Source organism: Pantoea sp. GM_Pan_3 (genome assembly GCF_026541045.1).
GTDB lineage: Bacteria > Pseudomonadota > Gammaproteobacteria > Enterobacterales > Enterobacteriaceae > Pantoea > Pantoea anthophila.
The window spans coordinates 34,921-55,231 of the sequence record NZ_JALNVA010000006.1; the positions used below are offsets into that span (position 1 = coordinate 34,921).

General features: G+C 59.8%; 20 protein-coding genes and 1 riboswitch. Of the genes, 10 read left to right on the forward strand and 10 right to left on the reverse strand.

Annotated features, from left to right (window positions below):
• Positions 1-7: 7 nt before the first annotated feature.
• Together OXR04_RS16730 and OXR04_RS16735 are read right to left on the reverse strand one after the other, a co-directional pair.
• The gene (locus OXR04_RS16730; protein ID WP_009087947.1) at positions 8-1,360 is read right to left on the reverse strand and encodes an MFS transporter; all 1,353 of its coding nucleotides are present in this window, start codon (positions 1,358-1,360) and stop codon (positions 8-10) included.
• A 169-nt stretch (positions 1,361-1,529) separates the two neighbouring features.
• Entirely contained in the window at positions 1,530-2,432 is a 903-nt protein-coding gene (locus OXR04_RS16735; protein ID WP_267372351.1) for a GntR family transcriptional regulator, read from the reverse strand.
• A gap of 137 nt (positions 2,433-2,569) precedes the next feature.
• On the opposite strand from OXR04_RS16735, the gene OXR04_RS16740 reads away from it, so the two are divergent.
• Positions 2,570-3,598: a zinc-binding alcohol dehydrogenase family protein gene (locus OXR04_RS16740; protein WP_140029766.1), complete on the forward strand. Its 1,029-nt coding sequence runs from the start codon at positions 2,570-2,572 to the stop codon at positions 3,596-3,598.
• 17 nt (positions 3,599-3,615) lie between these two features.
• Here OXR04_RS16740 and OXR04_RS16745 read toward each other — a convergent pair whose 3' ends face one another.
• Positions 3,616-4,536, reverse strand: a complete 921-nt coding sequence (locus tag OXR04_RS16745; protein ID WP_140925602.1) for a nucleoside hydrolase — start codon at positions 4,534-4,536, stop codon at positions 3,616-3,618.
• A gap of 128 nt (positions 4,537-4,664) precedes the next feature.
• A riboswitch (Fluoride riboswitch) is annotated at positions 4,665-4,740 on the forward strand.
• 87 nt (positions 4,741-4,827) lie between these two features.
• Between OXR04_RS16745 and crcB the strand changes: the two genes are divergently transcribed.
• On the forward strand, positions 4,828-5,205 hold the full coding sequence (crcB, locus tag OXR04_RS16750) for a fluoride efflux transporter CrcB (RefSeq protein WP_009087940.1): 378 nt from the start codon (positions 4,828-4,830) through the stop codon (positions 5,203-5,205).
• Positions 5,206-5,322: 117 nt separating this feature from the next.
• Positions 5,323-6,138, forward strand: coding sequence for a sugar phosphate isomerase/epimerase family protein (locus OXR04_RS16755; RefSeq protein WP_140925603.1), 816 nt, complete (start codon positions 5,323-5,325; stop codon positions 6,136-6,138).
• Here OXR04_RS16755 and OXR04_RS16760 read toward each other — a convergent pair.
• From OXR04_RS16760 to OXR04_RS16770, 3 genes are all read right to left on the reverse strand, one after another.
• Positions 6,135-6,740, reverse strand: a complete 606-nt coding sequence (locus OXR04_RS16760; protein WP_267372352.1) for a prolyl oligopeptidase family serine peptidase — start codon at positions 6,738-6,740, stop codon at positions 6,135-6,137. The genes OXR04_RS16755 and OXR04_RS16760 overlap by 4 nt on opposite strands.
• A 10-nt stretch (positions 6,741-6,750) precedes the next feature.
• The gene (locus OXR04_RS16765; protein WP_046100793.1) at positions 6,751-7,692 is read right to left on the reverse strand and encodes a glutathione S-transferase family protein; all 942 of its coding nucleotides are present in this window, start codon (positions 7,690-7,692) and stop codon (positions 6,751-6,753) included.
• Between the two features lie 99 nt (positions 7,693-7,791).
• Complete coding sequence (locus OXR04_RS16770) at positions 7,792-8,691, reverse strand: LysR family transcriptional regulator (protein ID WP_009087932.1); 900 nt, start codon at positions 8,689-8,691, stop codon at positions 7,792-7,794.
• Between the two features lie 140 nt (positions 8,692-8,831).
• Here OXR04_RS16770 and OXR04_RS16775 point away from each other — a divergent pair, with 140 nt between their 5' ends.
• The gene (locus OXR04_RS16775) at positions 8,832-9,956 is read left to right on the forward strand and encodes a GNAT family N-acetyltransferase (protein ID WP_267372121.1); all 1,125 of its coding nucleotides are present in this window, start codon (positions 8,832-8,834) and stop codon (positions 9,954-9,956) included.
• On the opposite strand, the gene OXR04_RS16780 is transcribed toward OXR04_RS16775, so the two are convergent.
• Entirely contained in the window at positions 9,953-11,785 is a 1,833-nt protein-coding gene (locus OXR04_RS16780; RefSeq protein ID WP_009087928.1) for an ABC transporter ATP-binding protein, read from the reverse strand. The genes OXR04_RS16775 and OXR04_RS16780 overlap by 4 nt on opposite strands.
• Before the next feature lie 72 nt (positions 11,786-11,857).
• Here OXR04_RS16780 and OXR04_RS16785 point away from each other — a divergent pair, with 72 nt between their 5' ends.
• Positions 11,858-12,358, forward strand: coding sequence for a GNAT family N-acetyltransferase (locus OXR04_RS16785; RefSeq protein WP_046100790.1), 501 nt, complete (start codon positions 11,858-11,860; stop codon positions 12,356-12,358).
• Positions 12,359-12,393: 35 nt separating this feature from the next.
• On the opposite strand, the gene OXR04_RS16790 is transcribed toward OXR04_RS16785, so the two are convergent.
• The 3 genes from OXR04_RS16790 to OXR04_RS16800 all read right to left on the reverse strand — a co-directional run bounded on the left by OXR04_RS16790 (position 12,394) and on the right by OXR04_RS16800 (position 14,407).
• Complete coding sequence (locus tag OXR04_RS16790) at positions 12,394-13,311, reverse strand: sugar ABC transporter substrate-binding protein (RefSeq protein WP_267372123.1); 918 nt, start codon at positions 13,309-13,311, stop codon at positions 12,394-12,396.
• A 223-nt stretch (positions 13,312-13,534) separates the two neighbouring features.
• A complete protein-coding gene (locus OXR04_RS16795) occupies positions 13,535-13,921 on the reverse strand; it encodes a hypothetical protein (RefSeq protein WP_237712298.1) in 387 nt (128 codons plus the stop codon).
• A 93-nt stretch (positions 13,922-14,014) separates the two neighbouring features.
• Positions 14,015-14,407: a hypothetical protein gene (locus tag OXR04_RS16800; RefSeq protein ID WP_267372125.1), complete on the reverse strand. Its 393-nt coding sequence runs from the start codon at positions 14,405-14,407 to the stop codon at positions 14,015-14,017.
• Between the two features lie 221 nt (positions 14,408-14,628).
• On the opposite strand from OXR04_RS16800, the gene OXR04_RS16805 reads away from it, so the two are divergent.
• The 5 genes from OXR04_RS16805 to kdpC all read left to right on the forward strand — a co-directional run bounded on the left by OXR04_RS16805 (position 14,629) and on the right by kdpC (position 20,303).
• Positions 14,629-15,795, forward strand: coding sequence for an HD-GYP domain-containing protein (locus OXR04_RS16805; protein WP_009087920.1), 1,167 nt, complete (start codon positions 14,629-14,631; stop codon positions 15,793-15,795).
• A 108-nt stretch (positions 15,796-15,903) separates the two neighbouring features.
• The gene (gene kdpF, locus OXR04_RS16810; protein ID WP_009087918.1) at positions 15,904-15,993 is read left to right on the forward strand and encodes a K(+)-transporting ATPase subunit F; all 90 of its coding nucleotides are present in this window, start codon (positions 15,904-15,906) and stop codon (positions 15,991-15,993) included.
• The gene (gene kdpA / locus OXR04_RS16815) at positions 15,993-17,681 is read left to right on the forward strand and encodes a potassium-transporting ATPase subunit KdpA (RefSeq protein WP_267372126.1); all 1,689 of its coding nucleotides are present in this window, start codon (positions 15,993-15,995) and stop codon (positions 17,679-17,681) included. The genes kdpF and kdpA overlap by 1 nt, the downstream gene beginning before the upstream one ends.
• A complete protein-coding gene (gene kdpB, locus OXR04_RS16820; protein ID WP_058956927.1) occupies positions 17,678-19,726 on the forward strand; it encodes a potassium-transporting ATPase subunit KdpB in 2,049 nt (682 codons plus the stop codon). The genes kdpA and kdpB overlap by 4 nt, the downstream gene beginning before the upstream one ends.
• Before the next feature lie 10 nt (positions 19,727-19,736).
• Complete coding sequence (gene kdpC, locus OXR04_RS16825) at positions 19,737-20,303, forward strand: potassium-transporting ATPase subunit KdpC (protein ID WP_046100786.1); 567 nt, start codon at positions 19,737-19,739, stop codon at positions 20,301-20,303.
• Positions 20,304-20,311: the final 8 nt, after the last annotated feature.

Here is a 20,311-nt window from a genome sequence, read left to right on the forward strand (position 1 = left end):
CGGGGGGTTATTCACCGTCGGTGATCGGCTTACGCACCAGCAGCAGATAGGCGAGAGCGCCGATGAGCGTGACACAGGCGCAAATCATCAGTGCCAGGCTGAACGATTGGGTGGTGTCGAGCACCCAGCCGGTAATGACCGGCGCAAACGAGGCAAAGATAAAGCTGGCGAAGTTCTGAATGCTGCCGACCGAGGCGGTCATGCGCGCGGTAACGTTGGCGTGGATCAGCCCCCAGCACGACGTACCGGCAAAGTGGATACAGAACAGCGCCATGCCGATCAGCGTCACGGCGCTGGTGGTGTCGGTCGCGCGGGTGACGACGGCGGTAAATCCGGCTGACAGCAGCATGCCGCTGACGATGCAGACTTTGCGGGTTTTCACCGCGTTAAACCCGCGGCGCACCAGCGTATCGACCACATAGCCATTCAGCAGCATGCCCGCCGCGCCGAACAGGAACGGAATCGCCGCCAGCAGGCCCGTGCTTTTGAGATCGAGGTGATAAGTCGACTGCAGATAGCCCGGCAGCCAGGCGATATAGAGCCAGGCGGTATAGTTGATGCCGCTGAAGCCAATCATCATGCCCCACATGGTGCGCTGCTTAAACAGGCCGCGCCACTCCCTGAAGCTGATCGGCTCTTTGCGTGACGCCACGCTGCCCGCCTGCAGATAGTGGATCTCTTCGGCGCTCAGGGTGCGGTTATCGCGGTCGCGATAGACCATGTACCAGCCAATGGCGAGGAAGATGCCGAGGATGCCGATGGTGACAAACATCCCCCGCCAGCCCATCACCAGCATCATCGCCGCCAGAATCGGCGGTGCAACCGACAGCCCTATCATCGAGGCGGCGTTAAACATCCCCATCGGCATGCCGCGATCTTTGATATTGAACCAGTCGTTGATCACTTTGACGCCGCACGGGTTCATCGGCGCTTCGCCAATGCCGAGGCCGATGCGCACCAGCACAAACTGGGTGAAGTTGTGCACCAGGCCAGAGGCCGCCTGAAACAGTGACCAGATGAACATGCCGATGCCGAGCATGATGCGTGGCCCTTTGCGATCCAGCAGCGCACCGCACGGCAGCTGCGCCAGACCATAAGCCAGCGAAAAAGCGGAGAGCAGAACGCCGATTTCGGTGGCGCTCAGTCCCATCTCCTCACGGATAGTCATATTGGCCACCGACAGCGAGCTGCGATCCAGATAGTTGATGACGGCCGCAAACAGCAACAGCAGCATCGCGGTGACCTGAATCTTACGGATGCGCGGTGAGCGCACCACGTCGCTGCGCATGGGCACGAAATCCTGGTCTGGTGTCATCTCACCGGACGCGCGATCACGGCCGGATACTGAGGTCTTTTCCATTGCACTCTCCCGAAACTGGCTGGTTATCGTTATGGTGAGAAGGGTCTGCGCGCAGCGGCAAAAGGCCGCCGTGACGTTACCGTCGAGACTAAGAGCAAAGGGAAAAGGATGTTGCAAAGATGTTTCTGAAGCGTGCGGGAGCTAATGCTTTGTGGTTTTTAATCGGTTTTTAATTGTACTGGCTGATTGATCGCACCATGGAGGTTTTTGCGGTGGCCAAATGGTTGTGCAGGGCGCAGAGCGCGTCGACATCCTGACGGCCAATCAGCGCGGTCAGAATCGCCATATGCTCCTCCAGCGCCACGATATTGCGCTGCTTAAGATCGCTCTCATCCCACTGATAGTGCGAATGAAAGATCACCGAGATGATCTCCAGCGACTGATTGAAGAACGGATTGCTGGCGGCGGATAAGATCAGGGAATGCATCTGCCGATCCAGCGCGGCAAAGTGGCGATAGTTGCTGGCGATGGTGTCGCGCATCGATCGATGGCGATCCAGCAGATCCCGCGCCTGAACCCAGCGCTCATCACTGGCGGGCAGATTCAGGAAGCGGCTCAGGGCGTGGGTTTCCAGCATCTCGCGCAGTTCAAACAGCTTCTCCGCGTAGTCCTGGGTGAATTTCTTCATCCGCCACTGGCCGCGTTTAACCGGCTCCAGCAGGTCATAGCGCATAAAACGCAGCAGAAATTCACGCACCACGACCGGACTGACCTTCACCTGCTGCGCCAGCTGCAGTTCGCTGAACGTGTCACCCGGCACCAGCTGCCGCTGGTTAATCAGATTAAAAAACATCTGCTCTACGTGGCTGGCCTGCTGCTCAATCGGCGGCGGGACGGCGCTGAAGCTGTCCTCTTCGCGCGGCTCGCGTACGATAACCCAGGTCTGTTCAACCTTATCCAGTACGCCGCACTGATGCAGGTAGTGCAGGGTATGGCGCACCGTGGTCCGGCTGATATTGAACATCTCCGCCAGTGCCGCCTGTGGCGGCAGCGGGGAGCGAATATGGCGCTGAGCAATACTTTCCAGCATCTGGTTAACCACGTTCTGACGCAAATTCTGGCTGCGGCTCATCGCACTCTCCGGTTTTTTATGCATTAAAAACCATTCAGAGCCCAAAAAAACCGTGGTGCTTCACACTTCCGGCAAGCGAGACCCGCGTCCGCTGCCGGATTCGGCATAACTGCCTGCAGGACAACCGGAGACTCACCATGACAACAATGAAAGCACTGGTCATCGCTGAACCACGCAGAATGGTCTGGGCCACCCGCGACAGGCCAGCGCCCGCCGCGGGCGAGGCGCTGATCAAAATTCTTACCGCCGGGATCTGCGGAACAGACATCCACGCCTGGTCCGGCAATCAGCCCTTTTTCAGCTATCCCCGGGTGCTGGGCCATGAAATCTGTGCGGAGGTGGTCGCGCTGGGCCGTGGCGCTGAAGGTGTTCAGCCGGGCCAGCGGGTGGCGCTTATGCCCTACATCGCCTGCCTGCACTGCGACGCCTGCCAGAGCGGTAAAACCAACTGCTGTGAGCAGATCTCCGTGATTGGCGTCCATCAGGATGGGGGATTCAGCGACTACTTAAGCGTGCCGGTCAGCACGCTGCTGGCGGTGGATGAAGTGACACCGGAGGCGGCTGCGCTAATTGAGCCGTTTGCCATCAGCGCGCATGCGGTGCGTCGGGCTGGCGTGACCGCTGATGAGCAGGTGCTGGTGGTGGGAGCGGGGCCGATTGGCCTGGGTGTGGCTGCCATTGCCGCTGCCAGCGGTGCGCAGGTGATCGTGGCGGACACCAGCGCATTTCGTCGTCAGCATGTCGCTGACCAGCTTGGCCTGGTGGCGCTGAACCCGGCAGACGCGGCATTCGATGCGGCGCTGCGCGAGCAATCGGGCGGGCGGCTGCCGCTGAAAGTGATCGACGCCACCGGCAACCCGGCGGCCATGAACAACGCGGTCAGCCTGATACGGCACGGCGGCACGGTCGTCTATGTCGGACTGCACAAAGGCGATCTGGTGATCCCGGACAGTGAGTTTCACAAAAAAGAGGCCACCCTGCTCGGGAGCCGCAACGCCACCCGCGAAGATTTTGATCGGGTCTGCTCCCTGATGGCCAGCGGTCAGCTGCGCGCCAGCATGATGCTGAATCACTCTCTGGCGTTCTCCACGCTGGATGAAACCTTTGAACCGCAGGTCATCAACAATCGTGAACTGATCAAAGGCGTGATTCATTTCGATCGGTAACGCGGCAAGCCAGCGCGTCAGGGCGCGGTGAGGGTGTTAAAGAAGTGCGCCCGCACCGCGTCAGCATCCACGCCGAGCGCGATGCGCTGGGCTGGCAGACCGGCAAACGGGTCCTGCCGGGAGGCCAGTGCGCTCAGCCTGCGCACCGTCTGACCGCAGGCGATCCCTTCGGTGATCACCCGCAGCGGGCTTTCGGCCAGGGTAAACGCCTCTGGCAGACTCAGCCATGCCACCGCCAGGGTGTCGTGCAGCGCCATGCCGTTAAATCCCTCTTTCGCCAGACTGTAAGCCAGGTAAGGGCGACAGATGGCGCTCAGCACCGGCTGATTCAGCCGCTGAACCTCTTCGCCGGTGATCAGGACCTTGTGGGTAACATCCAGCGGGATCACCACCACGTTCAGTGCCGAGGTGAGCACCTGATCGGCAGCATGCGGATCTTTCCAGATATTAAATTCGCTGAAGGGCGTCACGTTGCCACTGTGTCCCCCGCTGCCGAACGCACCGCCCATGATCACCAGCTCTTTCACCAGCGGAATGATGTCGGGTGCCTGATTAATGGCCGAGGCGATGTTGGTCAGCGGACCGATCGCCACCAGGGTGATCTGATGCGGCTGTGCCCGCACGCTGTCGATAATAAACTGCACTGCGCCGGGGGCCTGATCGCTACAGCTGTTTTCAAACGCATCACCCAGCCCGTCCTGACCGTGCAGGGTGGCGGGGGCCGACGGGGCCTGGGCCAGCGGCCGCGCGCAGCCGCGATAAACCTCTGCGTCGATCGCCATCTTCTGGCAGAACAGCCGGGCATTTTTCACCGCCTGACCCACCGCCACGTTGCCGAAAACGGTGGTAATGCCCAGCAGATGCTGGGTACGCGCCGCATAGGCCAGCGCAAAAGCATCATCCACGCCGATATCAGTATCAAAAATCAGGGTTCGCATCGCCTCTCCGTCACCGACTCTCATCCCTCAGCATTACCCCGCCCGCAGCGTGGGCGTCAAGCATTTACGCCAGCCGGGCCGGTTTCCCGGCGCAAGGTTGCCAGCCTGAAACGGGCGTCGTATTATCACCGGCTCAAGGTGATGGCGTGCCACCTTTCCCAACCGCCGGTGGGCTTAACACCGGCTGATGACGCCTGACACTCAATCCTTTCGCGGGAGCTGAGGCGTCAGGCGCAGTTTATCTCTGCCTCTCCTCTCAGCCCGGCGTTAATCTGCAATCAGGAGCAAGTTATGTTGAAACCGTTACTGGCGGTGATGATCGGCGGCTCGGCCGGCTGTGTGCTGCGCTGGCTGTTCGCGATGCGCTTTAATGCGCTCTTTCCCAATCTGCCACCCGGCACGCTGCTGGTGAATCTCATCGGCGGGCTGGTGATTGGCGGTGCGATGGCCTGGTTTGTTCGCCACCCCGACATCGACCCGATCTGGAAACTGCTGATCGTCACCGGCCTGTGCGGCGGGCTGACCACCTTCTCCTCCTTCACGGCAGAATTAATGGTGTTGCTACAATCAGGTAAGTATCTCTGGGCGATGGCCAGCGCGCTGGTGCATGTGATCGGTTCACTGCTGATGGCGTTTGCCGGTTTTGCGCTGGTGACGCTGCTGGGCTGAGCCGGTTAACCGGCCCCTGTGCGCCAGAGAAACAGAGGGGTTCAGGTCACGCCCGTCTCTCACCGGGGGCATGACCTGAACATCACCGATTATTCCGGACGATTAAGGAGCCGAGCAATGCGAACCAACCCCACCTTCCTTAACCTGGTGTTGTTAAACGGTGAACCCGGCCAGAAACTCCAGGCGGCGCGTGACGCCGGTTTCGATCAGGTGGAGATCTGGCGCGAGGATGTTGAGGCGTGCGAGGGCGGTGCGGCGGCGCTGGCTGAGATCGCGGCGCGGCAGGGACCCGGCTTTACCAACCTCCAGGTGCTGCGCGATTTCACCGGCGCACCCATGGCATTGCGCGCGCAGAAGCGCGAAGAGCTGCGTCAGTTTATTCAGATCGCCCAGGCGCTGGGCTGCGATACCCTTCAGGCTCCGGCCAGCACCCGGGAAGATTGCTGTGCCGAACTGATCGATGATGACCTGCGCTGGATGGCCTCGGAAGCCGCGCGCTACAACATGCGCATTATGTACGAGCCGATGGCCTGGTGCAGTGTGGATAACACGCTGCCGCTGGCGTGGCAGCGGTTGCAGCGGCTCGACCAGCCGAATATCGGTCTGGTGGTTGACCTGTTCCATATCTGCGCGCGCGGGGGCGACGCCGCCCATCTGGATGGCATTCCGGCCGACCGCATTTATGAGGTGCAGCTGTGTGATATGGCCGCCGTTCCGGCTCAGGACAAACAGAGCCTGATGGCGATGGCGAAGCATCAGCGCCTGCTGCCTGGCGACGGTATTATCGACGTGGATCGCTTTGTCGATAAGCTCGAAAGCGCAGGCTATCAGGGGCCGCTTGGTATTGAAGTCTTCAACGACAGACTGAAACGCCTGCCGCCTGAGGTGGCGGCGGCGCAGGCCTGGCAGGCGTTAGACCGCTACCGGCGTTAATCCTGCAGGCACTGTCCGATAAAGGCGGCGGCGTGCATCGCGCCCGGACCTGAAATGGTGTGGCCGGTGGCCGGTTCGAAGCGCGCGTCAACCGGCACCCCGGCGGCTCTGAGTCGTGTCGTGGCCGATTCGCTCTCCTGCCACGGGATCACCTCATCGGCCTGGCCGTGGATCAGCAGCGCGGGCACATGAGCCTGCGGGGTTAATTGCCCCTCAACGGCCAGACGACCGGAAAAGGCGACCACGCCTGCCAGCGGATAACGGCCCGAGGCGAGCGCATCCAGCGCCATAATCGACCCCTGTGAAAAGCCGACCAGCACCACATCCTGCCAGCGGTCGGCGAAGCCATGCTGCGCAACGATAGCGTTCAGGGTTGCGTCAAACGCGGCGCGTGCTGCCCGCACCCGGCCTGGCCGATTTTCTGGCGTCACGTCGGTCAGGCTGAACCACTGCCAGCCAAACCCCGCGGCAAAACGTTCAGGCGCATTGGGCGCGGCAAAAATCACATCCGGCAACAGCGTCGCCCAGTGGTGGCCCAGCGGGGCCAGGTCATCGCCGTTACTCCCCACGCCATGCAGAAAAATCACCAGTGCCTTTGCCATCATTGCTCCTTTAAAAACCGTATTCGCTCATATCCGGGCCCGCCGGCACGATGCCGTTCGGGTTGAGCGCCTTGATCGAGTAGTAACCCTGTTTGATGTGATCGATGTTGACCGTCTCACGCACGCCGGAGACCGACAGCATGCTCTTAAGATAGCGGTTGAGCAGCGTATAGTCGCGTAAGCGGCGCAGGTTGCATTTGAACAGGCCGTGATAGGCCACGTCAAAGCGGATCAGGGTCACAAACAGGCGAATGTCGGTTTCGGTCAGCCGTTCCCCCAGCAGAAACGTGCGGCCATCGCTCAATAGCGCCTCCAGCTCATCCAGCTGGCTGAAGACGTCGTTAAACGCCTGCTGATAGCTGATGGCGGTAGTGGCAAATCCGGCGCGGTAAACCCCGTTATTCAGGCGCGGATAGAGGCTCTCATTGAGCGCATCAATCTCAGCGCGCAGCGCGGCGGGATAGAGGTCGATGCGGTTATCGGCCAGATCGCCAAAGCCGCTGTTGAACATGCGCACGATGTCTGCCGACTCGTTGCTGACAATGGTGCCGGTTTTCTTGTCCCACAGCACCGGCACGGTGGCCCGGCCCGTGTAATCGGGTGCCACGCGGGTATAGATCTCATGCAGGTACTGTGCGTTGTTCAGCGGGTCCTGCTGCGCGCCAGGAAAATCACCGAAGCGCCAGCCCTGAGCACCGAGCTGCGGCTCCACCACCGTGACGCCGACGAGCGACTCCAGCCCTTTGAGCCTGCGGGCGATCAGCGCACGTGATGCCCACGGGCAGATCAGCGCCACATAGAGATGGTAGCGGTCGGGCTCTGCCGGGAATGGTGTTGAGCCATCGCTGCTGATGAAGTCGCGGAAACCGGATGTCTGGCGGACGAAACCGCCCTGTTTGTCGGTAGCCTGCACCGGATGCCAGTCACTACTCCACTTACCTTCTACTAACATTGTGCGACTCCTCTGTTGAGATGAGAAGCAGCATAACTGATGACTAAAAGGCTGATAATCCGGCCCTGAAGACAATCATTTCTTCCATATTGGAAGAAATCAGACGGGTGGAAAATGAATGAAATGGGTGACCAGGAAGTCGATAAGCAGGCGCGCCCGGTGGGGCAGATGGCGGGCGGGCGGATAAACCGCAAACAGACCCAGTGGCGGCGTCTCGAAGTTCTCCAGCAGCCGAACGATATCACCGCGTTGCAGCGCAGGGGCCGCGATAAATCCGGGCAGGCGCGCGATGCCCAGGCCCGCGATAGCCGCCTGCAGACAGGCTTCGGTGTTGGCGAAGCGCAGACGGCCCTGCACAGGCACGGTCACGACCTCACCGTCGGAACCGGCAAACGGCCAGTGCCGGGGGTCGCGAAAATTGGTGTCGATAATGCACTGATGCTGAGCGATCTCCTGCCAGTGCTGCGGGGTGCCGAACTGTTCAAGATAGGCCGGTGAGGCGGCGAAGCGCACATGAACCTCGCCCAGCCTGCGCGCCACCAGGCTGCTGTCGCTCAGGTTGCCGATGCGGATCGCCATATCAAATCCTTCATCGACAATGTTCACGGCCCGATCTGAAAAGCTGACGTCCAGCTCAATCAGCGGATAGCGGCGGGCAAAGGCAACCAGCACCTGAGAGAGCACCGCCGTGCCAAAGGAGCCGGGCGCGCTGATTTTCAGCCGGCCGGTCGGCGTCATGGCGCTTTCGCGCACGCTGGCATCCAGCGTCTCAAACGCGTCGAGCAGGTGTTTGACCCGTTCGTAATAGGCGCGCCCGACATCGGTCGGCGACAGGGCGCGGGTGCTGCGCTTAAACAGCTGCACACCGAGCTGCTGCTCCAGCTTCGATACCAGCTTTGACGCCTGACTGCTGCTGGTGCCGAGACGTAACGCCGCCGCAGAAAAGCTGCCGGTTTCCAGCACCGTGACAAACATCCGGTCACAATCGAGTCGATCCATGGCGATGTCCTGTGGGATAAAGTCGCAGTATAGGGGCTGTGCTCAGCGGATGCAGCCTTCACTTTGCGTGCCTTAGCCCTTTCGCTGACGCGCAAAACCTGCTTGACTGCATCTCTGCCCGCCGTTGTCTGGAGTAATTCATGTCGCTGATTCACCTGAACTCGCTGACGGCGATTCCCGCCGCTGAGTGGGATGCCCTGTTGCCGGATGACCAGCCGTTTCTGCGCCACGCCTTTCTGCTCACGTTAGAAGAGAGCGGCAGCGTGCGGCCTGCATCGGGCTGGCAGCCTGATCATCTGCTGTGGCAGGAAAATGGCGTGACCCGCGCCGCGCTGCCGGGCTACCGCAAACGCCATTCCCAGGGCGAGTATGTCTTTGATCACGCCTGGGCGGATGCCAGCCAGCGCGCCGGGATTCGCTACTACCCGAAATGGCTGGGGGCGATTCCCTTCAGCCCCGTCAGCGGTGCCCGTCTGCTGGGTGATCCCTCTGCCGCCGCACACCTGCTGGCGGCCCTGCCTGAGCACCTGTTGCAGCAGGGCTTAAGCGGCGCGCACATCAACTTTACCGACGCGCAGGCCAGTACCCTGCTGGCTGAGCAGCCCGACTGGCTGTCGCGGCTCGGCTGTCAGTATCACTGGCACAACCGGGGCTACCGTGATTTTCAGGATTTCCTCGATACGCTGATGTCGCGCAAGCGCAAACAGCTACGCAAAGAGCGTGAACAGGTGGCGCAGAGCGGCTTCGAATTTGACCGCTATCCGGGCCATCAGCTGCGGGAAGATCAGTGGGATTTTGTCTATACCTGTTACGCCAACACCTATGCGGTGCGCGGCCAGCGCCCCTACCTGACGCGGGATTTCTTCAGCCTGCTGGCGGAGCGGATGCCGCAGAATATTGTGGTGGTGATCGCCCGCTTACAGCAGCAACCGGCGGCGATGGCCTTTTATCTGCGTGACAGCAATACGCTTTATGGCCGCTACTGGGGCTGTCTGGCAGAGTTTGACCGGCTGCACTTCGAAACCTGTTTCTATCAGGGAATGGATCTGGCTCTGGATGAAGGGCTGGCGCGGTTTGATGCGGGTGCGCAGGGTGAGCACAAGCTGGTGCGCGGCTTTGAGCCGCAGATCACCCACTCCTGGCACTATCTGCTGCATCCCGGCCTGCGCGATGCCGTCGCCGATTTTCTGCAGCAGGAGCGGGAAGGCGTGCGCGGCTGGGCGGAAGAAGCGCGCGACGCCTTACCCTATCGGCGCGGCGATTAATCGACGCCGACAAACCCCCCGGTCTGATGCTGCCACAGCCGGGCATAGAGGCCGTTTTGCGCCAGCAGTTCCTGATGGCTGCCCATCTCGGCGATGCCGCCCTTATCCAGCACCACCAGCCGGTCCATCTTCGCGATGGTCGACAGGCGGTGCGCGATGGCGATGACGGTTTTACCCTGCATCAGCGACTCCAGACTCTCCTGAATCGCGGCTTCCACTTCTGAGTCGAGCGCCGAGGTAGCCTCATCCATGATCAGAATCGGGGCATCTTTCAGCAGCACGCGGGCGATCGCCACACGCTGACGCTGTCCGCCCGACAGCTTCACCCCGCGTTCGCCCACGTGGGCGTCCAGGCCGGTGCGGCCCTGCGGGTCGGAGAGCAGGGGAATAAACTCGTCGGCGCGGGCGCGGCGGATCGCAAGCTGGAGCGCCTCTTCACTGGCGTCTGGACGGCCATAAAGCAGGTTTTCGCGGATTGAGCGGTGCAGCAGCGAGGTGTCCTGGGTGATCATGCCAATCTGGCTGCGCAGGCTCTCCTGCGTCACGCTGGCGATATCCTGATCGTCGATCACAATCCGGCCACCGTTCAGGTCATAGAGCCGCAGCAGCAGGTTGACCAGCGTCGACTTGCCGGCCCCCGAGGGACCAATCAGACCAATCTTCTCGCCGGGCTGAATGGTGAGGTTAAGGTGGTTGATGACCTGACGACCGCCACCATAGTCGAAGCGCACATCTTCATAGCGAATCTGGCCGCGCGTCACCTTCAGCTGCTTCGCCTGCGGCGCATCCTGCACGCTCAGCGGCTGGGCGATGGTGTTCAGGCCATCCTGCACCATGCCGATATTTTCAAAGATGCCGTTGACGACCCACATGATCCAGCCGGACATGTTCACCAGGCGGATCACCAGACCGGTCGCCAGGGCAATCGCCCCGACGCTGATCAGCGACTGGCTCCATAGCCAGAGCGCCAGCCCGGAGGTGGAGACAATCAGCAGGCCGTTCAGCGCTGACAGCGTCAGATCCATGCTGGTGACCATGCGGCTGGCGTGCTGGGTTTTATCGGTCTGCTCCTGAATGGCCTCGCGCGCATACTGACGTTCCAGATCGCTGTGGGCGAACAGCTTGATGGTGGCGATATTGGTATAGCCGTCAACGATGGTGCCCATCAGCTTAGAGCGTGCTTCTGAGGAGACCACCGAACGCGCCTTGACGCGCGGCACAAAGAAACGCAGTGAGGCGCTGTAGGCCACCATCCAGAGGATCAGCGGGATCATCAGCCGCCAGTCGGCATCGGCAAACAGGATCAGCGAGGTCACGGCGTAGATCAGGACATGCCAGATGGCATCCACCAGCTGCACCGCCGAGTCGCGCAGTGAATTGCCGGTCTGCATGATGCGCTGGGCGATACGACCGGCGAAATCATTCTGAAAGAAATTGAGACTCTGACGCAGCACGTAGTTGTGATGCTGCCAGCGGATCATACTGGTCATGCTCGGGCTGATACTCTGGTGCACCAGCATGTCGTGCAGGCCGATAAAGATCGGCCGCAGAATCAGCGCCACCGCCCCCATCCAGAGCAGCAGCGGCCAGTTATCCCGGAACAGCGTGGCGGGCGTGGCGTGATTGACCATATCAATGAGGCGGCTCAGATAGCCAAACAGCGACACCTCGATCAGCGCGGAGACCAGGCCTACCAGCAGCAGCGCCGCAAAACTGGGCCAGACCTGGCGCAGATAGTAGAGATAAAAGGGCCAGACCGTGGAGGGCGGTGAATCGGTCGGCGCGTCATGAAAAATATTGATAAAACGCTCAAAACGGCGATACAACATAGCGAGGCTCTTTTCATCCGGTAAAGAGCTACAGCTTAGTGCATGAACCCCATCCGGCTAACAGGAGAAAATATGGAAATTGTCATACGGGCACGGGAACCGCAGGATGCTGCCGCCTATCAGCGGCTTTACAGCCACCCCGATGTTTACCCCTGGACACTGCAACTGCCGTTTCCCAGCGTCGCCCTCTGGGAGAAAAAATTCGCCAGGATGGATGCAGAGGGTTTTGTTGCGTTTGTCGCCGAAATCGACGGCGTGCTGGCCGGTGAACTGACGCTGTTCGTTGACAGTAAACCGCGTACCCGCCATTGCATCAGCTTTGGGCTGGGGGTACATCCTGACTTTGCCGGGCGCGGCGTCGGTGAGCGCCTGATCCGCACCGCGATGAACTATGCCCGCAACTGGCTGGGGATCACCCGGATGGAGCTGGAGGTATTTCACGACAACGAACGGGCGCTGCGGCTCTATCAGCGGCTGGGCTTTGAACGGGAGGGGGTGAAGCGCCAGGCCGCCCTGCGTGACGGTCAGCTGCGCGATGTCGTGATGATGGCGAAGCTGCTGAACGATGCGTGATAAACGGCGCGGCCACGCGGCCGCGCCAGTCTGCATCACGGATTCTTCGTGCTGTATTGCTGCATATTCTGCTGCGTGACCAGCTCAAACGGGATCCACTGATGGGACGCTACCTTCTGGCCTTTAATCATCTGCTGTGCCACCTCAACCGATTTTCTGCCCTGACCCACGGCATCCTGGAAAACCGTGACCGCCAGTTTGCCGCTCGCCAGCGCTTTCAGGCCATCCGGCGTGGCATCAATACCGCCCACCAGAATGGTTTTCTTCGGCTTCGCCTGCGCGATCGCCATGGTGGCACCAATCGCCATTTCATCGTTGTTGGCGGCGACAATATCGATATCTTCGCCGTTCGACAGCCAGCTGAGCATTAAATCCATTCCCTCGTTGCGCGCATAGTTGGCGGTCTGTTTCAGCACCACTTTCATCCCGGGATACTTTGCGACCACCTGCTCCACATCCCGGGTGCGCTGCAACGCACCCGCATCGCTGAGGTTACCGATCATAATGGCGACCCGGCCACGATAGCCGGCCTGTTTTGCCAGCGCCTCCATCTGCAGCGTGCCCGATTCGCGCTCATCTGAGCCGACAAATACCACGCCCGGAGGCAGGGTTTTATCGCCCGGCGTGCGGTTAACGTAAACCAGCGGAATGCGAGCCTGCTGCGCCAGGCGGGTCAGGGCAGGGGTGCTGGCGGAGTCGACCGGATCGACGATAATCGCATCCACTCCGGCGCTGATAAAGCTCTGCACCTGATCGGTCTGACGGCCCACATCGCCGCGCGCATCTTCAAACTGCGCATCCAGCTTTTGCGCTTTTGCCTCCTTGTCGATCGCCTGGCGGATAAGGGTGAGAAAGTTCTGGTCGAAATAGGCCATCGACACGCCAATTTTCTCTGCCAGCGCCGACGTGGAAAGAGCGAGCAGACAGAGAATTGCCCATGCACATTTTTTCATTGCGGACTCCCGAGGTTAACCGGATGGAATGGATTTTTCATTTATTCTGAGAATGGACAAATAAGATCATTTGCAGCTTATGAAGGAGAGTCAGGTTTGACAACCGCCTCTTTTCACTCTTGCTGGCGCCGCCACACTTTGCCGGAAAAGCGTGGCGTTATTGCTGCGCGCACTGCGGCAGAGAGACAGGATTTTCGCGCTTTTGTGCAGCGCCCTGTCTGAATTAAGGCAGCAGCAGACTCAACATTCCGGCAGCAACAAAAAACGCCGTCGCGGTAACCCACAGGTAATAGAAAAAGATCATCCAGGCCTGGAGGTTTACATCAGGTTCATCGAAGAAAGAGCAGGCAGGATCATCATGACGCATAAATAAGATTCTTTTTTTATGCGATAGCCTGATAAAAAAGCGTATCACTATAACAGCACCAAAAAAGCCCGTCATATGATGAAACGAGGCCGGAGCAGGAAAAAGATATTTTTCTTTATACCGTGCTATCAGATAATAATATTCTTCTCTTTTTAAGAGATAAATAATTAAAGAAAGCAATATCATTGCACTGCCTGATAATGCAAAAAAAAGTCCCATTTCCGCTATTATTTTATTTGTCATTATAAAATGATTAACCACTTCTCGGAGCCTCTGTCTGCTGTGCCTTCCCCGGCAGGCGCTGCGCAGGGAGTTACGCTGACGCCAGCACGGGCTTTAAGGCAAAAGCAGACCAAAAACAGCGAACAGGATATAACATGCCGTAGCGGCAAACCACAGCAGCGAATAAAGTTTCATCCAGGCATAAATCTGATGTTTTTTGTCATCAAAAAAGGCATAACCGGGGTCGTTAAGGGAAATAAATCGTATTTTCTTTCTTTGGCTTAATTTTATAAAAAATCGTAAAAGCGGAAACACGCCGAAAAAGCCAGTCGTGTAATAAAAGGCGCAGGGGCCAGGCAAGGTATATTTTTCCCGATAAGAGGAAACAAGACCATAATAATCCTGTCTTTTGATCAAAAACAGAACAAGCGACAGCACCAGAAGGCAGCAGCCCAGCCCACCAAAAAATAACGCTGTATCAGCCAGTAATATGCCGGTTTTCATCATGTTTATGACCCTTTCCATGTCACCGTTAAGTCAACGTCCCGGAGCAAATATAAATAATTCTGCCGGGCCAGGCAAAAAACCTAGTACTTGCGTAAGTAAGCGCAATCACCTCTCCTCTGACCACTCCCCTGAACGCCGCCGCCGCACAAAACAGCCTGAAGAAAATTTGTCCAGCTGCCGATATCACCTTATCTCCCTCGCTGAGCTTAAGGAGTGATAGCGTGATAAAGCTGATTACCATTGATGAACTGCGCCCGGGGATGTTTATCCACAAGCTGGAAGTCTGGTGGATCAAAGACCAGCGCATTCGTAATGAGATGCTGATCGCCGATCCACGACAAATCGCCCTGTTACGCAGTGAAGGGATCCGCCAGCTCTGGATCGATCTCGATCGTTCAGTGCAGGCCCCGATCGCCACCGTGGTCGCGAAAAAAACCATTGGTCGCACCCCCTTTTTTCAGGAACTCGATCAGGCCCAGCAGATCTTCCAGCAGGGCAAACCGAAAGTCCTGGCGATGTTCAACGAAGCGCGGCTGGGTAACGGCCTGAAGCTCGACTATATGATGAATCTGGTGGATGAAATCGCCGGATCGATCACGCGTGAACCTTCCGCCATGCTGAGCGTGGCGCGGCTGAAGAATCATGATGACTATACCTACCTGCACTCCATGGCGGTCTGCGGGCTGATGATTGCGCTGGGTAAAACACTCGGGCTGAACGACCAGCAGCTGCGGCGGGTGGGCATGGGCGGTTTACTGCATGATGTCGGTAAAGCGGCCGTGCCGCTGGCGATCCTCAACAAAGCCGGCAAGCTGACTGACGAGGAGTTCAGAGTGATGCGCGAGCATCCGGTGGTTGGCACGCAGATGCTGATAGAAGCTGACGCCGATGACGATCTGCTGGATATCGCGCTGCATCATCATGAGAAATATGATGGCAGCGGCTACCCGCACGGCCTGAAAGGGGAGGCGATTTCGCTCTATGCCCGCATGGCGGCGGTGTGTGACGTCTATGATGCTGTGACCTCAACCCGTGCCTATCGCAACGGCTGGACCCCTGCTGAGGCGATGCATCAGATGCTGAGCTGGCGCGGCCATTTTGACCCCGGCCTGCTGCACACCTTTGTGCGCACCATCGGCATCTATCCGGTGGGATCGCTGGTGCGTCTCGCCTCCGGCCGGGTGGCACTGGTGGTCAGAGCGGGTGAAAAATCGCTGATGCGTCCCTGTGTGCATGTGTTCTGGTCGCTGCACGCCCAGCGTGAAGTCAAACCGGAGGAGCTCGACCTTGGCGACAGTTTCTGCACTGACAGCATTGTCGGCGCAGAGGACAGCACGCTGTGGGGTAATGTCGATCTTAATCGTATCTGGGCGCTGGAAGTCGCCTGATATTTCGCCATTTTTACACTATTTTTACGCCCGCCCGCTGCATTTTAACCCCTTCTTTATACGCCTCCGCGCAAGCTATGCCCTAAATCCAAACCTCTGGAGGTTCCTGTGAGCGTGGGCGTAATAACCGGCATTCTGCTGGTGGTGTTGTTACTGGGCTATCTGATCTATGCCCTGTTAAATGCGGAGGCCTTCTGATGGCGGCCAATGCTTTCTTACTTATCGCCGTTTATCTGCTGCTGCTGATGGTGCTGGCGCAGCCGCTCGGCCGGGGTCTGGCGTCGTTAGTAGCGGATAAGCCGGTGTTTGCCCGCCTTGAAGCGCCGCTGTGGCGACTGCTGGGGGCACAGCAATCTGACATGCGCTGGCCGCACTATCTGCTGGCGATTCTGCTGTTTAATGCGCTGGGTTTTGTGGTGCTGCTGGCGATTCTGCTGATGCAGGGGACACTGCCGCTCAATCCACAGCAGCTGCCTGGCCTGAGCTGGCATCTGGCGCTCAACACCGCCATCAGCTTTGTCACCAACACCAACTGGCAGTCCTACAGCGGTGAGAGCACCCTGAGCTATTTCAGTCAGATGGTGGGCCTGACGGTGCAGAACTTCCTCTCTGCCGCGACCGGCATTGCGGTGGCGTTTGCCCTGATCCGTGGCTTCGCGAATCGCAGCATCGCCACGCTGGGCAACGCCTGGCGCGACCTGACGCGCATCACGCTCTACGTCTTACTGCCCATCAGCCTGTTGATGGCGCTGTTCTTTGTCAGTCAGGGCAGCATTCAGAACGTCCTGCCTTATCACAGCCTCTCCACGCTGGAAGGCGCGCAGCAGACGCTGTCGATGGGGCCGGTGGCGTCGCAGGAGGCGATCAAAATGCTGGGCACCAACGGTGGCGGCTTCTTTAACGCCAACTCCGCCCATCCGTTTGAAAACCCGAATGTGCTTACCAACTTCGTGCAGATGCTGAGCATCTTCCTGATCCCGGCGGCGCTCTGCTTCGCGTTTGGCGAAAGCGTGCGTGACCGTCGTCAGGGCCACATGCTGCTGTGGGCGATGACGCTGATGTTTGTGGCGGCGGTGGCGGTGGTGATGTGGGCCGAACTGCAGGGCAACCCGCACTTCCTCCAGCTGGGGGCTGACAGCGCCGTCAATATGGAAGGCAAAGAGACGCGCTTTGGCATTCTTAACAGCAGCCTGTTCGCCGTGATCACGACGGCGGCCTCGTGCGGTGCGGTCAATGCCATGCACGACTCCTTTACCGCGCTGGGCGGGATGGTGCCGATGTGGCTGATGCAGCTGGGCGAAGTGGTGTTCGGCGGTGTCGGAGCCGGCCTCTATGGCATGCTGCTGTTCGTGCTGCTGGCGGTGTTTATCGCCGGGCTGATGATTGGCCGCACGCCGGAGTTTCTGGGTAAAAAAGTCGATGTCTGGGAGATGAAAATGACCGCCCTGGCGATTCTGGTCACCCCGGCGCTGGTGCTGATCGGCACCGCTCTGGCGATGATGACCGACGCCGGACGCAGCGCTATGGCAAACCCGGGCATTCACGGCTTCAGCGAAGTGCTTTACGCCGTCTCATCCGCGGCCAACAACAACGGCAGTGCCTTTGCCGGACTCAGCGCCAACACGCCGTTCTGGAACCTGTTACTGGCCGTCTGCATGCTGCTGGGCCGATTCGGCATCATCATTCCGGTGATGGCGATTGCCGGTGCGATGGCGGCGAAAAAAGTGCAGCCGGTGGGCAATGGCACGCTGCCTACCCACGGCCCGCTGTTTATCGCACTGCTGATCGGTACGGTGCTGCTGGTCGGCGCACTGACCTTTATTCCTGCTCTGGCGCTGGGCCCGGTGGCTGAGCATCTGCAACTTGTTCAGGGACAATCCTCATGAGTCGTCAACAACAGGCGTTATTTGACGCAGCGCTGCTGCGCACCTCAGCCTGGGATGCGGTGAAAAAGCTCGATCCCCGGGTGCAGTTCCGTAACCCGGTGATGTTTGTGGTCTACCTCGGCAGCATCCTGACCTCGCTGCTGGCGCTGGCGATGCTGGCGGGCCGGATCGACGGCAGCGCCAGTTTTACCGGAGCGATTGCGCTCTGGCTCTGGTTTACCGTGCTGTTCGCCAATCTGGCGGAGGCGCTGGCAGAGGGGCGCAGTAAGGCCCAGGCGAGCAGCCTGAAAGGGGTGAAAAAGACCAGCTTTGCCAAAAAACTGTCAGCGGCGCGCTATGGCGCAGAGTGGCAGCAGGTGGCCGCCGATCAGCTGCGCAAAGGCGACGCGGTGCTGGTGGAAGCGGGCGACATCATTCCCTGCGACGGTGAAGTGCTGGAGGGTGGGGCCTCGGTGGATGAGAGCGCCATTACCGGCGAGTCCGCCCCGGTGATCCGCGAGTCGGGCGGGGACTTTGCCTCCGTGACTGGCGGGACCCGCATTCTCTCTGACTGGCTGGTGATCACCTGCAGCGCCAACCCGGGTGAAACCTTCCTCGACCGGATGATCGCCATGGTGGAAGGTGCGAAGCGTCGCAAAACGCCAAACGAGATTGCCCTGACCATCCTGCTGGTTTCGCTGACTATCGTCTTCCTGCTGGCGACCGTGACGCTCTGGCCTTTCTCGGCCTGGGGCGGAACGCCGGTCAGCGTTACGGTGCTGGTGGCGCTGCTGGTCTGTCTGATCCCGACCACGATTGGTGGCCTGCTGTCAGCGATTGGGGTAGCGGGGATGAGCCGGATGCTGGGCGCTAACGTCATCGCCACCAGCGGCCGTGCCGTCGAGGCCGCAGGCGATGTGGATGTGCTGATGCTGGATAAAACCGGCACCATCACCCTGGGTAACCGTCAGGCGACGCAGTTCCTGCCCGCGCCGGGCGTCAGCGAAGAGCAGCTGGCCGACGCGGCGCAGCTGGCGTCGCTGGCCGATGAGACGCCGGAGGGCCGCAGCATCGTGGTGCTGGCTAAACAGCAGTTTAACCTGCGTGAACGCGATCTCAGCAGCATGGGGGCTACCTTTATTCCCTTCTCGGCGCAGACCCGCATGAGCGGCGTCAACGTGCAGGACCGGCTGATCCGTAAAGGGGCGGTGGATGCGGTGCGTCGCCATATCGAAGCCAGTCATGGCCGTTTCCCGGCCGAGGTGAATGCTCAGGTCGAAGAGGTGGCGCGCACCGGGGGCACCCCGCTGGTCGTCGCCGAGGGCGCAAACGTGCTGGGCGTGGTGGCGCTGAAGGATATCGTAAAAGGCGGCATCAAAGAGCGCTTTGCCGAGCTGCGCAAGATGGGCATCAAAACCGTGATGATTACCGGCGATAACCCGCTGACGGCGGCAGCGATTGCGGCGGAAGCGGGCGTGGATGATTTTCTCTCTGAGGCGACGCCGGAAGCGAAGCTGGCGCTGATCCGCCAGTATCAGGCGGAAGGGCGTCTGGTCGCGATGACCGGCGACGGCACCAACGATGCGCCTGCGCTGGCACAGGCCGATGTGGCGGTGGCGATGAACTCCGGTACGCAGGCGGCGAAAGAGGCGGGCAACATGGTTGACCTCGACTCGAACCCGACCAAGCTGCTGGAAGTGGTGCACATCGGTAAACAGATGCTGATGACGCGCGGTTCGCTGACCACCTTCAGTATCGCCAACGACGTGGCGAAATATTTTGCGATCATCCCGGCGGCGTTTGCGGCGACCTATCCGCAGCTCAACATGCTCAACGTCATGCAGCTGCACTCGCCCGCCAGCGCGATCCTCTCAGCGGTGATCTTCAACGCACTGGTGATTGTCTTTCTGATCCCGCTGGCCCTGAAAGGCGTCAGCTACCGGCCACTGAGTGCCGCTGCGCTGCTGCGCCGCAACCTGCTGATTTATGGGCTGGGCGGCCTGCTGGTGCCGTTTGTCGGCATCAAAGCTATCGATCTGCTGTTAGTGTTATCAGGCATGGCCTGAGGAGCAAAAAATGAGTCAGTTACGTCCGGCAATTTTACTGTTGTTACTGCTTACCCTGGTCACCGGCGTGGTTTATCCTTTCCTCACGACCAGCCTGGCGCAGTGGCTGTTTCCGGCGCAGGCGAATGGATCGCTGCTGGAGGAGGATGGCGTGGTGCGCGGATCCGCGCTGATTGGTCAGAACTTCACGCAGCCCGGTTATTTCTGGGGCCGCCCTTCAGCCACCAGCGACAAACCCGATAATCCGCTGGCCTCAGGGGGCAGCAATCTGGCAGCCAGTAACCCGGCGCTGGACAAAGCCGTCGCGGAGCGCGTCGCGGCGCTGCGGGCCGCCAATCCGCAGGCGCCCGCCGCGGTGCCGGTTGAGCTGGTCACCACCTCAGCCAGCGGGCTGGACCCGGATATCTCAACTGACGCCGCGTTATGGCAGGCGCCGCGCATCGCCGCCAGCCGTAAGCTGCCGTTAGCGCAGGTCGAGGCGCTGATCGACCAGCAGACGCACCGTCCGCTGATGCCATTCCTCGGCTCGCCGACGGTCAATGTGCTGCAGCTCAATATGGCGCTCAACGATCTGTAAGGGTGTTT

What these genes read in the sequence shown, in the direction of transcription:
- OXR04_RS16740 (WP_140029766.1), top strand. Translation starts at nt 2,570, where the DNA reads ATGACAACAATGAAAGCACTGGTCATCGCTGAACCACGCAGAATGGTC.
- OXR04_RS16800 (WP_267372125.1), bottom strand. Translation starts at nt 14,407, where the DNA reads ATGATGAAAACCGGCATATTACTGGCTGATACAGCGTTATTTTTTGGT.
- kdpC (WP_046100786.1), top strand. Translation starts at nt 19,737, where the DNA reads ATGAGTCAGTTACGTCCGGCAATTTTACTGTTGTTACTGCTTACCCTG.
- OXR04_RS16765 (WP_046100793.1), bottom strand. Translation starts at nt 7,692, where the DNA reads ATGTTAGTAGAAGGTAAGTGGAGTAGTGACTGGCATCCGGTGCAGGCT.
- OXR04_RS16790 (WP_267372123.1), bottom strand. Translation starts at nt 13,311, where the DNA reads ATGAAAAAATGTGCATGGGCAATTCTCTGTCTGCTCGCTCTTTCCACG.
- OXR04_RS16770 (WP_009087932.1), bottom strand. Translation starts at nt 8,691, where the DNA reads ATGGATCGACTCGATTGTGACCGGATGTTTGTCACGGTGCTGGAAACC.
- crcB (WP_009087940.1), top strand. Translation starts at nt 4,828, where the DNA reads ATGTTGAAACCGTTACTGGCGGTGATGATCGGCGGCTCGGCCGGCTGT.
- OXR04_RS16760 (WP_267372352.1), bottom strand. Translation starts at nt 6,740, where the DNA reads ATGGCAAAGGCACTGGTGATTTTTCTGCATGGCGTGGGGAGTAACGGC.
- OXR04_RS16735 (WP_267372351.1), bottom strand. Translation starts at nt 2,432, where the DNA reads ATGAGCCGCAGCCAGAATTTGCGTCAGAACGTGGTTAACCAGATGCTG.
- OXR04_RS16755 (WP_140925603.1), top strand. Translation starts at nt 5,323, where the DNA reads ATGCGAACCAACCCCACCTTCCTTAACCTGGTGTTGTTAAACGGTGAA.
- OXR04_RS16780 (WP_009087928.1), bottom strand. Translation starts at nt 11,785, where the DNA reads ATGTTGTATCGCCGTTTTGAGCGTTTTATCAATATTTTTCATGACGCG.
- kdpB (WP_058956927.1), top strand. Translation starts at nt 17,678, where the DNA reads ATGAGTCGTCAACAACAGGCGTTATTTGACGCAGCGCTGCTGCGCACC.
- OXR04_RS16745 (WP_140925602.1), bottom strand. Translation starts at nt 4,536, where the DNA reads ATGCGAACCCTGATTTTTGATACTGATATCGGCGTGGATGATGCTTTT.
- OXR04_RS16730 (WP_009087947.1), bottom strand. Translation starts at nt 1,360, where the DNA reads ATGGAAAAGACCTCAGTATCCGGCCGTGATCGCGCGTCCGGTGAGATG.
- kdpA (WP_267372126.1), top strand. Translation starts at nt 15,993, where the DNA reads ATGGCGGCCAATGCTTTCTTACTTATCGCCGTTTATCTGCTGCTGCTG.
- OXR04_RS16775 (WP_267372121.1), top strand. Translation starts at nt 8,832, where the DNA reads ATGTCGCTGATTCACCTGAACTCGCTGACGGCGATTCCCGCCGCTGAG.
- OXR04_RS16785 (WP_046100790.1), top strand. Translation starts at nt 11,858, where the DNA reads ATGGAAATTGTCATACGGGCACGGGAACCGCAGGATGCTGCCGCCTAT.
- OXR04_RS16795 (WP_237712298.1), bottom strand. Translation starts at nt 13,921, where the DNA reads ATGACAAATAAAATAATAGCGGAAATGGGACTTTTTTTTGCATTATCA.